Here is a 15,840-nt window from a genome sequence, read left to right as displayed (position 1 = left end):
CCTCTCACATGGAACGCTGGTTGACGCGTTTTGATACTTCCTCGGCACTTGCCACTCGCTCGGAATAGCGGTCCGTCAGATAGTCGCTGTGATCCCGTATCAGAATAGTGAATTTCACCAGTTCCTCCATCACATCCACGATGGGGTTGTAATAAGGCGACGGCATCATGCGGTCATTGTCATCGAATTCCGTAAACGCCTTGGGCACCGATGACAGATTGGTAATGGTCACCATCCGCATCCAGCAGCCGAAGCTGGTTCACCGCATTGAAGGACTGGGAGCAGGCCGCGCGGATTGAAGATGCGGGTTTCGGCGCCCATGACCGCCAGCAGCTGGTCAGCCTCCTGCACCGCCAGACGGCTGAAAGAGCGTTCCCGGAGCGAGCCATAAAGCAGAAGAATCCGGGGTGGGTGGGTGGACGGTTTGGATTCGAAAACGTTGTCGGCTGTGGGGGCGGCGAACAGCTCTGCATCAATGTTTGGTAGATCTGGGTATGTCATGTTGCTCCACAAGGTGCGGACCTGGATTGAAGTGCAGAGGATAACTGGAAAGCAGACGAATGAAAGGTATTAAAGATACAGCGGTTTTTGTTCCTGTCGCACCGGGTGATTTTTATCGATCAGGGGTTTACTTTGCCGTTACCCATTTTAATATCCGAAAAACCACATATTTATTAATAAGCATATGGCCGGGGACCGTTTTGACGTGGCCAGCGCCAGCACTGAGCCAACCCGCTCACCGTTTTCCGGGCGCTTGGCGATGAGTTGCGGCTGGCCATCATGATGCTGATTCGAGACCAGAAAAAACTCTGTGTGTATGAGCTGACCACGGCGCTTGATTCGTCCCAGCCAAAAGTCAGCCGACATCTGGCAAACCTGAAAGAAGCGGGCCTTCTGGACACGGAGCGCCAGGGCCAATGGATCTATTATTTTCTCCACCCGCAGATGCCGCAATGGCTGACCAGGGTGCTGAATGGGACTTCAGACAGCAACACAGCGCTGGTAGAACAGGAAATGGAGAGGCTGCGTGCGATGACCGACCGACCTGTTGTACGTTTACTGTGAAGTCAGTTTGATTGGACAGCTTGAAGACTTATTCAGGAGCACAAGAGATGAGCAGGATCAAAGTAGGAATAAACGGATTTGGTCGCATTGGCCGCCTGGCTCTGCGGGCCGCCTGGGAATGGCCGGAGATGGAATTTGTGGCCATTAACGATCCGGGTGCTGACGCCGGTACCCTGGCGCACCTGCTGAACTTCGACAGCGTGCACGGCCGCTGGCATCACGAAGCCGGCGCGGATGGCCAGGATATGGTGATTGAAGGCCAGCGCATCCGCGTCACCAGGAACAAGGTCATAGGCGACACCGACTGGTCCGGCTGCGATCTGGTCATCGAAGCCAGTGGCAAGATGAAGACAGTGGCGGTGCTGCAGGGCTATCTGGATCAGGGTGTGACGCGTGTGGTTGTGACTGCCCCGGTCAAGGAAGCCGGTGCCAAGAACATCGTGCTGGGCGTCAATGACCATATCTTCGACCCGGCCAAGGACCGTATCGTCACCGCGGCTTCCTGCACCACCAACTGCCTGGCCCCGGTGGTCAAAGTCATTCACGAGAAACTGGGCATCAAACACGGCTCCATCACCACCATTCACAGCGTGACCAATACCCAGACCATCCTGGATGCGCCCCACAAAGACCTGCGTCGGGCCCGGGCCTGTGGCAGTTCATTGATCCCGACCAGCACCGGTTCTGCGACGGCGATTATCGAGATCTTCCCGGAACTGAAAGGGCGGCTGGATGGCCACGCGGTGCGCGTGCCGTTAACCAACGCTTCGCTGACCGATTGCGTGTTTGAAGTAGCAACGCCGACCGATCGCGACACCGTGAACCAGCTGTTGAAAGCAGCGGCCGAAGGTGAACTGAAAGACATAATGGGCTACGAGGAACGCCCGCTGGTGTCCATCGATTATAAGACCGACCCGCGTTCGTCCATCGTCGATGCCCTGTCCACCCTGGTGGTCAACGGCACCCAGGTGAAAATCTTCGCCTGGTATGACAATGAGTGGGGCTACGCCAACCGCACCGCCGAGCTGGCGCGTAAGGTAGGTTCCGCCTGATATGACCGCCGCCATCCGTCAGTACCTGGTCATCACCGGCAATTACTGGGCCTTCACCCTGACGGATGGGGCTCTGCGGATGCTGGTGGTGCTGCATTTCCATCAGTTGGGCTATTCACCGCTGGAAATCGCCCTGCTGTTCGTCTTTTACGAGTTCTTCGGGGTGGTGACCAACCTGGTGGGCGGTTATCTGGGCGCTCGCATGGGCCTGAACCGCACCATGAATATCGGGCTGTTTCTGCAGATCCTGGCGCTCGGCATGCTGGCGGTACCGGCGGCCATGCTCACCGTACCCTGGGTAATGGCGGCGCAGGCCATCTCCGGTATCGCCAAGGATCTGAACAAGATGTCCGCCAAGAGCGGCATCAAGTTGCTGGTGCCGGACGAGCAGCAGGGCACCCTGTACAAGTGGGTGGCGATCCTGACCGGTTCCAAGAATACCCTCAAGGGCCTAGGTTTCTTCCTCGGTGGTGTGCTGCTGGTGGCCGCTGGCTTCACAGGAGCGGTCATTATCATGGCCGTTGCCCTTGCCGTGGTCTGGCTGGCGAGCCTGTTCCTGCTCAAACAGGAGCTGGGTAAAAGCAAGGCCAAACCGAAATTCAGTGAGATCCTGTCCAAGAGCCGGGCCATTAACGTGCTGTCGGCGGCGCGAATGTTCCTGTTCGGCGCCCGGGATGTGTGGTTCGTAGTGGCGCTCCCGGTCTATCTGCACACGGTGTTTGGCTGGGATTTCTGGAAAGTGGGGGGCTTCATGGCCACCTGGATCATTGGCTACGGTTTTATTCAGACCATTGCGCCGCGCATTACCGGCACCATGGAAGGCAAGCAACCTGCGGTGCTCTGGGCGGCAGCGCTGGCGGTGGTTCCTGCGGCCATTGCCGGTGGCCTGATGGCGGGGTGGTCGCCACAGCTGGTTATTGTCGGCGGTTTGCTGCTGTTCGGGGTGCTGTTCGCCATCAATTCCTCCCTGCACAGCTACCTGATTGTCAGCTTTGCCCGAGGGGATGGCGTGTCCCTGGATGTGGGCTTTTACTACATGTCCAACGCCGCCGGCCGGCTGCTGGGGACGATTCTGTCCGGCTGGATCTACCAGGCCTTCGGGCTGGAGGCCTGTCTGTGGATATCATCGGGTTTGGTGGCCATGGCATCGTTACTCTCGGTATTGTTGCCCGAGCGGCGGCAAGTGGTGGCGTGAGCCGGCGTCAGAAACGCATGCCCAATCCTGCGCCAGCTTCCACCTGCAGGTAGCCGTCGCTGCGAAATCTAAGCTCGCATCCGCCGGAACAGAACACTGAGCCTCCCGAGTTCAGGACGGTATAAACGCCGCGAAGATCCAGTCTCAGGCGCAGATGTTCGGTCAGGAAAAACTGATAGCCGCCACCGAGCGACAGCGCTGCCCGGTGGTGGGAATCGTATCTCGAGTCCTCCGGCTCCAGGCGGGTAACGCCCAGTACGCCGGAGACAAACCCTCCGTAGCTCTTCCCGCCCGGAAAATAGAGCCCGCCGAACTGGAGTTGGTAAATCGTAAGATCAATGGACTCGATGCCCGGGGCGAACAGGCCGTTGTCCAGCCTGGCGGAGGTACTTTGCCGGCTGAAGTAAAGTTCCCCCTGTTTGCCAGGTTCGGCCAGGTCAAAATTGAGTGCCAGCCCCTGGCTCGGGGAATCCCGGAAGTGGATCTGATCGTCGGCGCTGGCACCGGCCGTCTCGATATCCACGGAACTGCTCATGCGAAAGCCTGCAAACGGCGACAAGCCAACCTCCGCCGCCACCGGTGGCGCGGGCAGGGTTAGGGCGGACAGGACCGCTGTGAGGGTTCGAAGGTTCATACATACCCGCTCTGTGTGGCTGGTTGCTGGCAAGATCCTCTGCAATGGTGTCACCATTATGGATTCTGCCGACCCTGGTATACCTATTTTGACAGAACTTTTGCTGGAAAACGTCAGTGTTGGCGCCCTGAGTGAGGTATCGCCAGTGGTGCCTGCCGGGCAAGTCGGAGGAGTTCCAGCATGTTTCGAGAGCAACCCTTTTGAGAGGTTATCAGGATATCTTGGAAGGAAGACGAGAGAACTCAGGAAAAGATACTTGTTTCTGGCTGAAACAGTGAGTCGATGAGCGGTGTGGGTCCGCGCGCCTCGTGACGGGGACAGTGCATAGGTTATTATGGCAGCAGAATAAGCGCTGAGGCGGAGATATGACCTTTGACTGTGTACTGAAGGCCTGGCACGAACATCAGGTGGAGCTTCGCGGATTCCTCTTCGGCCAAATGAAGGAGCCGGCGATGGCCGACGATGTCCTGCAGGACGTGTTCTTCAAGGCCATGCGCGAGGGGATGAATATCTATGACTTGCAGAGCCTCCGGGCCTGGCTGTTCCGGGTCGCCCGCAACGCGCTGACCGACAGTCATCGTCTGCGCAAGCAGCGGGTACCGGTGCCGCGTTGTGATGTGGTGTTGGATGATGCGGGCAACGTCTGTTGTCACGGCGAATCGGATGGTTCCAAATGCTGAGCACCCACCAACACGATCACGCACCCCGGAATTTTGGCCGGGCGTTTGCCATTGGTGTGACACTGAATCTGGCTTTTGTGGTGATCGAGGCCTTTTACGGCTGGCAGGCCGGATCGCTGGCATTGCTGGCGGATGCGGCCCACAACCTCAGTGATGTGGGCGGTCTGTTGCTGGCCTGGGCCGCGTTTGGTGCGGCGCAGCTGCACCCCAATATGCGCCACAGCTATGGATGGCGCAAAGGCTCAATCCTGGCCAGCTTTGTCAATGCGGTGATACTGCTTGCCGCCATGGGGTACCTGGCGTGGGAGGCGATTGAACGTTTGCAAACGCCGTCTCCGGTGGCGGCGGTTACCGTTATGGTGGTTGCCGGTATGGGTGTGGTGATCAACTCGGTGACCGCCTGGCTGTTCCTGGCCGGCAGCAAAAGCGATCTCAATATCCGCGGCGCCTTCCTGCACATGGCGGCCGATGCGCTGGTGTCCCTGGGTGTGGTGGTCGCCGGTGCGGTATATCTGTGGCAGGGCTGGGGCTGGATTGACCCGGTTATGAGCCTGGTGATCGCACTGGTGGTCGTGGTGGGCACCTGGTCGCTGTTCCGGCGTTCCCTGCACCTGCTGTTTGATGGCGTACCGGAGGAGATTGATCTGTCAGAAGTGCAGGCCGCGCTGCTGGAGCTGCCCGGGGTGGTGTCCGTTCACGATCTCCACGTTTGGGCCATGAGCACCCGGGACAACGCCGTAACCGCTCACCTGGTTATGGCGGACGGCGACATCGGCCATGACCGGCTGCTGACGCTGGCGACAGAGATGTTGCGCGAGCGTTTCGAGATCGATCACACCGTGCTGCAGCCGGAGAGCGAGGCCTATGCGGCAAACTGTCCCACCGCTTGCGGCTGTTAGCAGCTCCGCCCAGATACAAAACAGTCTGGTGGTTTAAAAATTCACCAATGTTTACAAAGCGAGGATTGTTGACAGACTTTAATGCTGAGGCCATCCCGCAACATAACTAATACTACTGTTAATCATAAAGAATCCACAAACCCAGCCGGAACTGGATGGGCTGGAGCCTCATCCAGCAACCACCCCGAATAGCGCTCCAACCCCGGCTGTGAGCGCCATTGCCAGAGCTCCCCAGAAGGTCACTCGTCTGAGGCTCGAAAACACAGGGGCTCCGCCGGCTTTTGCTGACAGCGAGCCCAGCAGCGCAAGAAACAGCAGCGAACTCCCCGAGACGGCCCACATGAGGAGGGAAACCGGCAATAATACAACGATCAACAACGGAAGGGCGGCACCCACGGCAAACGTGCCGGCCGATGCAAGTGCCGCCTGCACCGGGCGTGCAGCCAGGGCCTCGGAAATACCCAACTCATCCCGTGCATGGGCACCAAGTGCGTCGTGCTCCATCAGCTGGGTAGCAACCCTGGAGGCCAGCTCGGCATCCAGTCCGCGCCTGACGTAGATCGCCGTTAATTCCGCCTGTTCATGCTCCGGATTGTCTTCCAACTCCGTTTGCTCCCGAATTAGATCGGCGCGTTCGGTGTCGGCCTGGGAACTGACCGAGACATACTCTCCGGCGGCCATCGACATGGCACCGGCAACGAGGCCCGCCACTCCAGCGACCAGGATGTTTTCGACGCTCGCCCCCGTGGCAGCAACACCAAGAACAAGGCTCGCAGTGGAGACTATGCCGTCATTTGCACCGAGTACAGCGGCTCTGAGCCAACCTGTCCGGTGGGTTTTATGGTGCTCCGTATGTTTTATGACGATCTCCTGTCTTGATCAAAACAGAATTTCCGCGCGTGCAAATCCCAACGCATCCAATGTCTCGACTGCCGCGTCCAGAGTTACGTAGCTACACACCTGATCTTCGTCAGAGATCAGGAAAAAGCTTTTCCCTTCAATTTCCTTGAAGAGCACAACCCATTCGCGTGCATTTGAAGGGGATCTCACGATTTTCACCGCGTCAACGCGGTTGTTTTCCCGAAGGGCTTCTATTTCGTGTTTTTTCATGGTCCACTTTTTTGTTGATGCTAGGGGTCAGCCTTAATACGCTGCCAGATCAATCCAGCCAGGTGCCGGGAGTTGGAGTGGTATACCATTTCATCTTATCCGGAGGCGCACAGCTGGTCTTCATTTGTTCATCACCAAATAAAAGATAGCTGTCCCTGTGAGCTGTACCCAGAAAAATCGCTCCATTTCTGGTGAAGCATTGATAGCCAGGTTGGTCTTCGACAATAAGGTAGCTGCCCGCTGTTTTGGCCATCCACAGCCACGCGTTGCGCTCTTCCTGCTCACGGTTGCTGAAATAGCTGAAGTGAGTGAAGTCGAGTCTGGAGAACAGGATGAATTGTTCCTTAAAATCAATCATACCCAGCTGCGCATCGGAAGGAGCGCTTTGTTCGGCTGCTGCGAGAATATTACGTGGGGTACGCAGGGGTTCCAGAATGCGGTAACCCCAGGTTGTGTAGAGCAGCCAGCTGATCATTAGAGCAATAAAGAAACGTCCCAGCGCATAAGTGCGCCAGAGCACAGCAAGACTCGCCAGCCATACCATACCAACGCTGAAGACCATTGTTCCGGCTTCATGCAGGCGCGCCGGGTCTTGGCTATAGTCAGAAATTTTTTCGACCAGCTTGGGATGATCGCTCCAGGCCATGATACCGACGGTTATCAGGGCTATGGCAAACAGCAAATGCAGGCCAGTCAGAAGTGGGGGAAACCATCGGGCTGGCCGGTGGGCGCTGAGTGCCGGAGCAATGGAAAGGGCGAACATGGGCAATGCCGGCAGCAGGTATACCCCACGCTTGCCGGGGCTGATGCTGAAAAACACCACCACCAGGGCCGTCCAGGCCAGCAGAACCAGAATGACCGGGCGCTGCCGGATGGCTTCTTTAACTGGCCGAATCAGGGCCAGAAACAATAACGGCAGCGGGAACCAGAGGGACGGAATGACGCTGACCAGATAGTAATGCCAGGGCTGAATATGGCCCCAGGAGTCGGCATAGCGTTCCCCGGTTTGCTTGAAGAGTATGTTGTTTCTGTAGGCGAGCGCTTCTTCAGTGCCCAGGTTGTTTACATAAAGCTCCATAGGAACCAGCCAGGCCGCGACCACGGCCATCATGGCGAATGGCCCCAGCGCACAGCGCCAGGTGAGGGTGTCTGCAAAAAGCTGGCGGTCCCGTAGTCCGAGTACCAGAATCGGGATAACCATGAGGGCGGGTAGAAACCCGACACCCTTGGTGATAATCCCCAGCCCCATAAAGGCCCAGGCTGCAAAGTACCAGCCCCAGGCCGGTCCGGTAAAAAAATGCCGGATCAGGCCATAACAGGCGACGGTAATCCAGCAGGCGACCATGGCGTCTATCTGGGCCGTCTGTGCCTGGATCAGGAATTGGGGCGCGATCATGAGCAGCAACACAGCGATAGTGCCGGTACGCTGATTCCATAACCGCGTGCCCAAATCAAAAACCAGCCCCAGGGTCAGAAGACTGCAGAACGCACTGGGCAGCAGGAAGGCGACTTTCAGATTTCCGGTTAGCCAGTAAAACAGGGCAATGCTCCACATGAAAACCGGAGGTTTGTCCGGATAGAACTCGCCACCTCTCATGGGAATCAGCCATTGTCCGGACGCCACCATTTCCCGGGCGACCTCGGCAAAGCGGGGTTCATCCGCCGGCCACGGGGATCGCAGGCCGATACCGGTGAAAATCATCACGGCGGCAAACGCCAGCAGTAACAGAAGCAGTTGGTTACGGTGAAGGCTGAACAGATCTTCAGGGAGATGGCGAACGAAGGGTGATGCAGGCATGGTTCGGTCTCAGGGATGATCGTAAACGGAATTGGCCAGAGTTCGGGCTCTTTGATTGTGGTAGAGCAGAGCACCGATCATCGAAGCCACGATGAACAGCCCAACGCTCAGGATCAGCTGATATTCGTCGGCGGTGCCAATGCCGGCGCCCGCCAGTGCGAACACCAGCATTTGCGGAAGGTATCCGAGCGTGCTGCCAGCCAGGAACGGCAGAAAACGGATGTCAGAACAACCGGCAACGAGGTTGGTCGCCAGGTTGCTGCCGACGGGGAGCAAGCGGACCATGAGCACCTTCAGCAGGGTCTGTTCCCGGAACAGCTCGTCGAACTGGCGCATGCGCCGACCGAACCGGCGGGTCAAGGATGTCCGCAGCAGCCAGCGTGCGGTGAAGAAGCAACCTGTGGCGCCTATTGCGGCTGCCAGCGTTGATGCCAGGGTGCCGTTGATGCCCCCCAGTCCAAAACCGAGCACAAAAGCAAACAGCTGGCGGGGTGCGCCTATGCCGGTAAACAGTGCGCCTGCCAGGATGATAGCCATAAGGCCCTCAAGCCCGTGGCTGTGTATGTAGTTGGCTACCTGAGCTCTGTCCGCTATAAAATCGAACCAGCCATTGTGAATGGCCATATAGCCGATCAGAACCAGCACGGTAAACACCAGCCAGCGGGACCAGTTGAACATCTCAGGACCGCTCCGTTACCGATGAGCGGGTGTCGGAATACACAGGCTCGGCGATGACAGGGTTGGCAATGACAGGAATGCGCGTGCGGTGCAGCAGCCATAACACGCCGAACAGGTCGAGTATTCCGGCCCAGGTTCTGTTCCACGCGTTGTACTTGGAGACCCCGGCTGCACGTGGCCGGTGGTTTACTTCCACGATCGCGATCTCGCCACCAATACCCCGAACCAGCGCCGGTATAAAGCGGTGGCCATGGTCAAACCAGGTCAGCTTGAGAAATGTGGAGCGGGGGAACAGCTTGAGACCACAGCCGGTATCCGGCACGCCATCGTGCAGTAGCGCATCGCGAACTCGATTGGCCAGTCGCGACTGGAACCGTTTCCAGGCGGTGTCTTTGCGGCTCTTGCGGTAACCGGCGATGCAGAAATCCGAAGCGCGGATCGTGTTTGCTGTTTGCAGCAGTGTCGGGATGTCCGCGGGATCATTCTGGCCGTCGCCATCCATCGTCACAATGAGATCGCCTCTGGCCTGCCTGATGCCTGTGGCCAGGGCGCCACTCTGGCCGATGCTCTGATCATGGCGAACCGCAACAAGACGGCCACCTATGGCCCTGGCCGTCCGCACAGCGGTGTCCAGTGTCTGGTCTCTGCTGCCGTCATCCACCAGAACCACCTCGAAGCCAGGGTAATTCCCCATAACGTCAAAGGACTCTGTGAGCAGATGACCGATACTTTCCTGTTCATCCTTGGCTGGAATCACCAGCGACAGTGTTTTTTCCTTGCCCATATCAAGACATCCTCAAACGCAGAACATCAACGGGGCGGGTTGCAGGCCCTCAGTGATCTGGACCCGCAGTATTGGCGTGTAACCTTAAATTAACCTTAAGGGCGGGGGTTGGGAAAAGTGGGCGGTGAGGGGAGTACCCCGTTATGATGTCAGTTCCAGAACCGATTGCAGCGGTACCTTGCCATGGGTATGACTGACAACCTGCTGTCCACCAGCCAGTGGCTGGTTACTCTGGTCCTTTTCCTGGTGATTCTGGCCCAGGCCCTGCGTGCCATTGACTGGCAGGCACTGCGCAAGGACAACGCACTGCAGCACTCCTTTTTCGGCGCGGCGGTTGTGCTGGGTTTTGCCTGGCAGTTACGTGCGGGCATTTCCCCGGGCCTGGCCATCCATATTTTCGGTATCACTGTTTTAACGCTGATGCTGGGCTGGGCATTAGCCGTAATGGCGGGTCTGCTTGCTCTGGTGATAACGGTGATTACCGGTCGGGAGCCGTTGCTGATGTTTGCCGCAAACGGGTTGGTTACTGTGATGGTGCCGGCACTCGTCAGCCACTGGATCATGCTCTGGGAGCGTCGGAGAGATTTCCGGAATTTCTTTGCATATATCTTTTTCTGCGGTTTTTTCGGTGCCGGCATTGCGGTGGCCGTCGCGGGAACCGTCATGTGCCTGATGCTCTGGTCCAGCGGCGTTTACACCTTTGACGAGCTGGTGCACGACTACCTGCGCTATCTGCCACTGTTCATGATTCCCGAGGGCTTTGTGAATGGTGCCTTTGTTACCGGCCTGATGGTGTTCCACCCCGACCGGTTAACAACACTGGATCAAAGGCGTTACCGCTAGCGTTCCGTCTGATTCAGTAAATCCCGGTCACCGCCCGCGAAAGTCCGGGGTTCGCTTGGCTAGAAAGGCCGCGACACCCTCTGCAAAGTCCGCGGTACGGGTCATTTCAAGGAACGCCGCCTGCTCCGCTTCCAGGTGTGCGGCGAGCTGATTGCCGTTTGCCCTGTCCGTAAGCCGGCGGAAAGCGCCAAAGGCCCGGGTTGGGCCGCTGGCCGTCCTGGTGATGATGTCGGCCAGCAGTTTTTCGTACTGGTCTTGTGGAGCAAATTCGGTGATCAGGCCCCAGACTTTGGCGTCGGCGGCGCTGAGCGTGCGGCCCAGCAGCATGAGTTCCGCCGCCCTGCCGGCGCCAATCTTGTGAGTAAGAAACCAGCTGCCGCCACAGTCGGGAACCGCGCCGATACCGTTGTAGGCCACCAGAAATCTGGCATCCTCCCGGGCCACAACCAGGTCCGCCATCAGTGCCAGACTCAGGCCCGCGCCGGCGGCAACCCCCTTTACTGCAGCGATCACCGGAGCGTCCATGCTGCGCAGCAGAAGGATGGCCGGGTTGACCGCATTCAGGATGGCGCTGATCGACCTGCCCGCCTGCTCCGGTGTGCCGGCCATGCTGGATACGTCACCACCGGCCATAAAGGCGCGTCCCGCCCCTGTCAGAACCACACAACGCACTCCGGTCTGGTTTTTAAGCTTCTGGACAGCGGCCAGAAAGGCTTCCGCCATAGGCACATTGACCGCGTTCAGGGCCTCTGGCCGGTTGAAGGTAAGGGTTGCCACGCCGGTTTCGGCGTCCAGTCCGGTGGTGACCAGTTGATCTGTCATGGTTGCGTGCTCCCCTGCAGCCGCAGGTCTGAAGGCCAGCGCCCTGCGTAGCATTTGTGGCTATTGGTCAGGTAACAGGATAGAGCGGTTTGCCTATTGTTGCCTGAATGGATTACTTTAAGCTTGGTTCGGGGTGAACCCCGGCGTCAGAAAAACAAAAATTACAATCATCTTTGGGCGTAGGGTGGGTATGAGCATAGTGTCTTCGGATGCCCGTGTGTCCGGCGCCAAGGGTGCCGGGAGGTGAAGTGAGCATCCTCGAGATCAACAACCTGTCTCTGTCTTTTGGTGGTGTAAAGGCCCTGCAGGACGTCAGTTTCCGCGTGCCGGAAAATACCATTACGACCATCATCGGCCCGAACGGTGCCGGCAAGACCTCCCTGTTCAACTGCATTTCCGGATTCTACAAGCCCCAGCAGGGTACCATCCGCTATCAGGGTCAGGTGCTTTCAAACGGGATCAAACCGCCCAAGCGGGCCGCGCTGGGCCTGTCCCGCACCTTCCAGAATATTGCCCTGTTCCGGGGTATGACTGTTCTCGACAACATCAAACTCGGCGCCCACGTTCACATGAAAAGCGGCCTGCTCAGCGCCCTGGCCTATTTCGGCCCGGCCCGTCGGGAGGAGATGACCGTCCGCAAAAATGTGGAACAGCGGATTATCGACTTTCTGGAAATCGACCATATCCGTCGCCAGCCGGTGGCGAGTCTTTCCTATGGCTTGCAGAAGCGGGTGGAGCTGGCCCGGGCCCTGGCCATGCAGCCGAAAGTGCTGATGCTGGATGAACCGGTGGCTGGCATGAACCGGGAAGAAAAAGAAGACATGGCCCGCTTTATTCTGGATATCCGGGAAGAGTGGGGCATTACCGTGCTGATGGTGGAGCACGACATGGGCATGGTGATGGATATTTCAGACCACATTGCAGTGCTCAATTTCGGCCAGGTGATTACCGAGGGCTTGCCGGCCGAGGTCCAGAAAAATCCGGAGGTGATCAGGGCCTATCTGGGCAATAGCGATATCGACAGTTTGCGCAAGAAACTCAATCCGGAAGGGGAGGCTGCCTGATGGATTGGTTGTTCTTCGGCGAAATCAGCCTGGCTGGCCTGGCCATGGGTGGCTTGTATGCCCTGATTGCCCTGGGTTTTGTGATCATCTATAAGGCCACCCGGGTAATCAATTTTGCCATCGGCGAAATCATGATGTTTGCGGCCTACCTGTTCCTGGCTTTTGCCGGCGGTATGGAAATGTCGGCCTGGATCGCACTGCCGCTGGCGGTGATCGGTGGCAGCATACTGGGCGGCGTGATCGAGAAAACCATGATTCGGCCAATGCTGGGTGAATCCCCCATCTCGGTGGTGATGGTGACCATCGGCGTTGCCAGTATTCTGGTCGGCCTGGTGGAGTTCATCTGGACTGCCAACCCGCAGCTGCTGCCCAGCTTCCTGCCCCGGGAGCCGGTGTTTATCGGCCCGCTCTATCTCGCTCCCAAGATTGCCTATGGTTTCCTGATCGGTTCCGCCCTGCTGATTGTTTACCTGCTCTATTTCCGGTTCTCCCGGGGCGGTATCGCGTTGAGGGCGACTGCTTCGGATCAGGCCGCCGCTTATTCCATGGGCATCAACGTGAGGCGGGTGTTCAACATGGCCTGGGTATTCGGTTCGCTGGCGGCGTCACTGGCCGGTGTATTGGTAGCCGCGACCGGCGGCCTCAGTCCCCAGTTCGGGATTATCGGGCTGAGTGTGCTGGTGGTGGTGATTGTCGGTGGCCTGGACAGCATTCTGGGTGCCCTGGTGGCTGGCGTCTTTATTGGCTGGCTGGAAACCGTGGCCGGCGCCTACCTGGGCGGCGAATACCGGATGCCGGCGACCTTCCTGGTGCTGGCCGTGATTCTGGTGATTCGCCCCTACGGCCTTTTTGGCACCCGCGAAATAGAGCGAGTGTAAGATGCGCATCGGTGACGCAAAACAGAGCTACGGGGCCGATGAGGCGATCTGGACCAGCCAGACCCAGAAACTGTGGTTCGGGCTGCTTCTGGTGATTCTGTTGGTATTCCCGTTTATGGCCGACTCTTACCTGCTGTACCTCGGGTGCCTGGTAGGCATTGCGGTGATCAGCACCACAGGCCTGAACATTCTGACCGGCTTTACCGGCCTGATTTCCCTGGGGCAGGCGGGGTTCATGGGCGTGGGTGCCTACACCGTGGCCTGGCTCTCCCTCAATACGGGTCTGCCGTTCCCGGTAACCCTGATGCTGGCAGGGCTTATGGCCGCCGCGGTGGGGATTCTGGTAGGCCTGCCTTCGCTGCGGGTCAAGGGACTTTACCTGGCCATCGCCACCCTGGCGGCCAGTGTGTTCCTGCATTTCATCTTCGCCGAGTGGGAGTCGGTCACCGGCGGTATGGGCGGCCTGAGCCTGGAGCCGGCGCATCTGTTCGGGTGGGCCTTCCAGAGTGATTTCATGATGTATTTCATCATCGTGCCGCTGTCGGTGCTGATGGTGTTTGCCGCCCGCAACGTGTTCCGTACCCGGATTGGTCGGGCGTTCATTGCCATCCGGGACCGGGATATTTCCGCTGAGATTCTCGGCATAGACCTGTTGCGCTACAAGCTCATGTCCTTTGCCCTCAGCTCCTTCTATGCCGGGGTGGCCGGTGGCCTGTTCGCCTATTTCTTCCGGGTGGTGACGCCGGAGAGTTTTCCGCTGTCGATGTCGATTTTTTATCTCGCGGCGGTGATCGTGGGAGGGATGGGCAACCTGCTTGGGGGCATACTCGGCGCCGCCTTCATGACCCTGGTGCCGGAAGCCCTGAAACTGCTGACCGCAGCCCTGACACCTTTCTACCCCAATGCGCCTGTGTTCATGTCGCCGATGCTGGAGATTATTTTCGGTGCCCTGATTGTGGGCTTTCTGATTTTTGAACCTCATGGCCTCGCGGAGATCTGGCATCGCATTCGCCGTTTTTTCCGCCTGTGGCCCTTCCGGAATTAACGGTTTTCCAGCGAGAATTTCAACGGGCCTTTCACCAAGAAATCGCGCAACACCAACAACAAGAAGCAGCAAGGAGAACAAACATGTTCAGAAACATCCTCGAAAAAGGTCGCCGGCTCGCCGGCCTTGGCAGCCTGGTTGCGGCGTTAACCCTGGCCGGACCAGCCATGGCCCAGGACAAGGAACCCATCGTGTTCGGTGGCTCCATACCGCTGTCCGGTGTGTTCGCCTTTGCCGGCATTCACATCCATGCCGGCCTGACGGACTACACAAGCTGGATCAACAGCCAGGGTGGTATCAATGGCCATCCGGTGAAGTATGTGATGGAAGATACTGCCTATGAGGTGGACCGCTCGGTGGCGGCCTTCAAGAAGATTTCCGGCAGTGATTCACCGGCCACCTACTACGGTGACAGTACCGGTTTCATGAAGACCATCGCCTCGGAGCTAAACAGCCAGGGCACCACACTGATGAGCGGCGCCTCCTTTGCCACGGCACTGACGGATAATGAGCAATACCCCTACCAGTTCATTCCCGGCCCCAACTACAGTCAGATGTTCGGCATCATCCTGGAGTACATAGCTTCCCAGGGTGAGGGTGGAGACATGCCGACGGTGGCCTTCGTCTATAGCGATACCGAGTTTGGCAAGGACCCCATCGAGAACGGCAAGGCCCGGGCCGCCGAACTTGGCATTGAGGTGGTTGAGGCGATCGTCACCAAACCCGGCAGCGTGGACGTGTCGGCAGAAATTTTGAAGCTGCGCCGGGTGCGCCCGGATTACGTAGTATTCCACGGCTACGTGCTGTCGCCGATCAACGAGTTCATGGTGCAGATGCGCCAGATGGGCCTGGATACCCGGTTCATGGGTACTTTCTGGTCCTCGGACAAGCTGATTATCGACAAGATGGGTGCGGATGCGGACGGCTACATGGGCGTGATGCCCTACAACTACTACGACAGTGAGGAAAGCGGGCCGATGCTGGATGCCCTGAGGGCGCAGGCCGAGAAGAGTGATCCGGAAGCTGGCTATCGCCCCACCGGTTACATGCAGGGCTGGTTCAATGCCATGGTCTGGACCGAGGTGATCAAGCGCACCCTGGATGCCGGCAAAGAACTGACGGCTGACAATATGGCCGCCTCCCTGGCCTCCATCAAGGACTGGGACACCGGTGGCATCATCGGTATTCCGGTCACTGTCCGGGACATGTCTTTCCCGGTTGGCCGTATCTGGCGGGTCAATGCCGAAGAAGGCCGTTACGAGCCGGTATCGGAGTGGATTCACCTCGACTGAG

The 15,840-nt window shown here is 58.2% G+C and carries 16 protein-coding genes and 2 pseudogenes; 10 read left to right on the top strand and 8 right to left on the bottom strand.

From position 1 onward, the window contains the following. Positions 1-4: 4 nt before the first annotated feature. Positions 5-501 (bottom strand): annotated as a pseudogene (locus F6Y09_RS16285) (NADPH-dependent FMN reductase). A gap of 240 nt (positions 502-741) precedes the next feature. On the opposite strand from F6Y09_RS16285, the pseudogene F6Y09_RS16280 reads away from it, so the two are divergent. The 3 genes and pseudogenes from F6Y09_RS16280 to arsJ form a co-directional block, all read left to right on the top strand. After that, positions 742-1,065, top strand: a pseudogene (locus F6Y09_RS16280) (metalloregulator ArsR/SmtB family transcription factor); the annotation flags it as partial. 47 nt (positions 1,066-1,112) lie between these two features. Next, a complete protein-coding gene (locus tag F6Y09_RS16275; protein WP_152208005.1) occupies positions 1,113-2,117 on the top strand; it encodes an ArsJ-associated glyceraldehyde-3-phosphate dehydrogenase in 1,005 nt (334 codons plus the stop codon). A 1-nt stretch (position 2,118) separates the two neighbouring features. Next, entirely contained in the window at positions 2,119-3,312 is a 1,194-nt protein-coding gene (gene arsJ, locus F6Y09_RS16270) for an organoarsenical effux MFS transporter ArsJ (RefSeq protein ID WP_152208004.1), read from the top strand. 7 nt (positions 3,313-3,319) lie between these two features. On the opposite strand, the gene F6Y09_RS16265 is transcribed toward arsJ, so the two are convergent. Then, entirely contained in the window at positions 3,320-3,946 is a 627-nt protein-coding gene (locus tag F6Y09_RS16265) for a porin family protein (RefSeq protein ID WP_152208003.1), read from the bottom strand. A 365-nt stretch (positions 3,947-4,311) separates the two neighbouring features. On the opposite strand from F6Y09_RS16265, the gene F6Y09_RS16260 reads away from it, so the two are divergent. Continuing rightward, positions 4,312-4,626, top strand: a complete 315-nt coding sequence (locus F6Y09_RS16260; RefSeq protein WP_152208002.1) for a sigma factor — start codon at positions 4,312-4,314, stop codon at positions 4,624-4,626. Then, positions 4,620-5,525: a cation diffusion facilitator family transporter gene (locus F6Y09_RS16255; protein WP_152208001.1), complete on the top strand. Its 906-nt coding sequence runs from the start codon at positions 4,620-4,622 to the stop codon at positions 5,523-5,525. Before F6Y09_RS16260 ends, F6Y09_RS16255 begins: the two co-directional genes overlap by 7 nt. 168 nt (positions 5,526-5,693) lie before the next feature. Here the strand turns inward: F6Y09_RS16255 and F6Y09_RS16250 are convergent, their stop codons facing one another. From F6Y09_RS16250 to F6Y09_RS16230, 5 genes are read right to left on the bottom strand one after another with little or no spacing between them, the layout of a single operon-like run. After that, a complete protein-coding gene (locus F6Y09_RS16250; RefSeq protein ID WP_152208000.1) occupies positions 5,694-6,386 on the bottom strand; it encodes a VIT1/CCC1 transporter family protein in 693 nt (230 codons plus the stop codon). Positions 6,387-6,404: 18 nt separating this feature from the next. Next, positions 6,405-6,635, bottom strand: a complete 231-nt coding sequence (locus F6Y09_RS16245; RefSeq protein WP_152207999.1) for a hypothetical protein — start codon at positions 6,633-6,635, stop codon at positions 6,405-6,407. Between the two features lie 49 nt (positions 6,636-6,684). Further along, the gene (locus F6Y09_RS16240; protein WP_152207998.1) at positions 6,685-8,433 is read right to left on the bottom strand and encodes an ArnT family glycosyltransferase; all 1,749 of its coding nucleotides are present in this window, start codon (positions 8,431-8,433) and stop codon (positions 6,685-6,687) included. A 9-nt stretch (positions 8,434-8,442) separates the two neighbouring features. After that, the gene (locus tag F6Y09_RS16235) at positions 8,443-9,111 is read right to left on the bottom strand and encodes a TVP38/TMEM64 family protein (protein WP_152207997.1); all 669 of its coding nucleotides are present in this window, start codon (positions 9,109-9,111) and stop codon (positions 8,443-8,445) included. 1 nt (position 9,112) lies between these two features. Next, positions 9,113-9,895, bottom strand: coding sequence for a glycosyltransferase family 2 protein (locus F6Y09_RS16230; protein ID WP_152207996.1), 783 nt, complete (start codon positions 9,893-9,895; stop codon positions 9,113-9,115). Positions 9,896-10,078: 183 nt separating this feature from the next. On the opposite strand from F6Y09_RS16230, the gene F6Y09_RS16225 reads away from it, so the two are divergent. Continuing rightward, entirely contained in the window at positions 10,079-10,738 is a 660-nt protein-coding gene (locus F6Y09_RS16225; RefSeq protein ID WP_152207995.1) for an energy-coupling factor ABC transporter permease, read from the top strand. Between the two features lie 27 nt (positions 10,739-10,765). Here F6Y09_RS16225 and F6Y09_RS16220 read toward each other — a convergent pair whose 3' ends face one another. Next, positions 10,766-11,560 (bottom strand): enoyl-CoA hydratase-related protein, encoded by a 795-nt coding sequence (locus F6Y09_RS16220; protein ID WP_152207994.1) that lies wholly within the window; start codon positions 11,558-11,560, stop codon positions 10,766-10,768. Positions 11,561-11,808: 248 nt separating this feature from the next. On the opposite strand from F6Y09_RS16220, the gene F6Y09_RS16215 reads away from it, so the two are divergent. From F6Y09_RS16215 to F6Y09_RS16200, 4 genes are all read left to right on the top strand, one after another. Further along, complete coding sequence (locus F6Y09_RS16215; protein ID WP_152207993.1) at positions 11,809-12,624, top strand: ABC transporter ATP-binding protein; 816 nt, start codon at positions 11,809-11,811, stop codon at positions 12,622-12,624. After that, positions 12,624-13,502, top strand: coding sequence for a branched-chain amino acid ABC transporter permease (locus tag F6Y09_RS16210; protein WP_152207992.1), 879 nt, complete (start codon positions 12,624-12,626; stop codon positions 13,500-13,502). The genes F6Y09_RS16215 and F6Y09_RS16210 overlap by 1 nt, the downstream gene beginning before the upstream one ends. A 1-nt stretch (position 13,503) precedes the next feature. Continuing rightward, entirely contained in the window at positions 13,504-14,547 is a 1,044-nt protein-coding gene (locus F6Y09_RS16205) for a branched-chain amino acid ABC transporter permease (protein ID WP_152207991.1), read from the top strand. 83 nt (positions 14,548-14,630) lie between these two features. Continuing rightward, the gene (locus F6Y09_RS16200; protein ID WP_152207990.1) at positions 14,631-15,839 is read left to right on the top strand and encodes an ABC transporter substrate-binding protein; all 1,209 of its coding nucleotides are present in this window, start codon (positions 14,631-14,633) and stop codon (positions 15,837-15,839) included. Position 15,840 lies beyond the last annotated feature (1 nt).

Source organism: Marinobacter changyiensis, assembly GCF_009193265.1.
Taxonomy (GTDB): Bacteria; Pseudomonadota; Gammaproteobacteria; order Pseudomonadales; family Oleiphilaceae; genus Marinobacter; species Marinobacter changyiensis.
The sequence above is the reverse complement of the archived record's forward strand: the minus strand, read 5'-3'. Positions and strand labels throughout refer to the sequence as shown.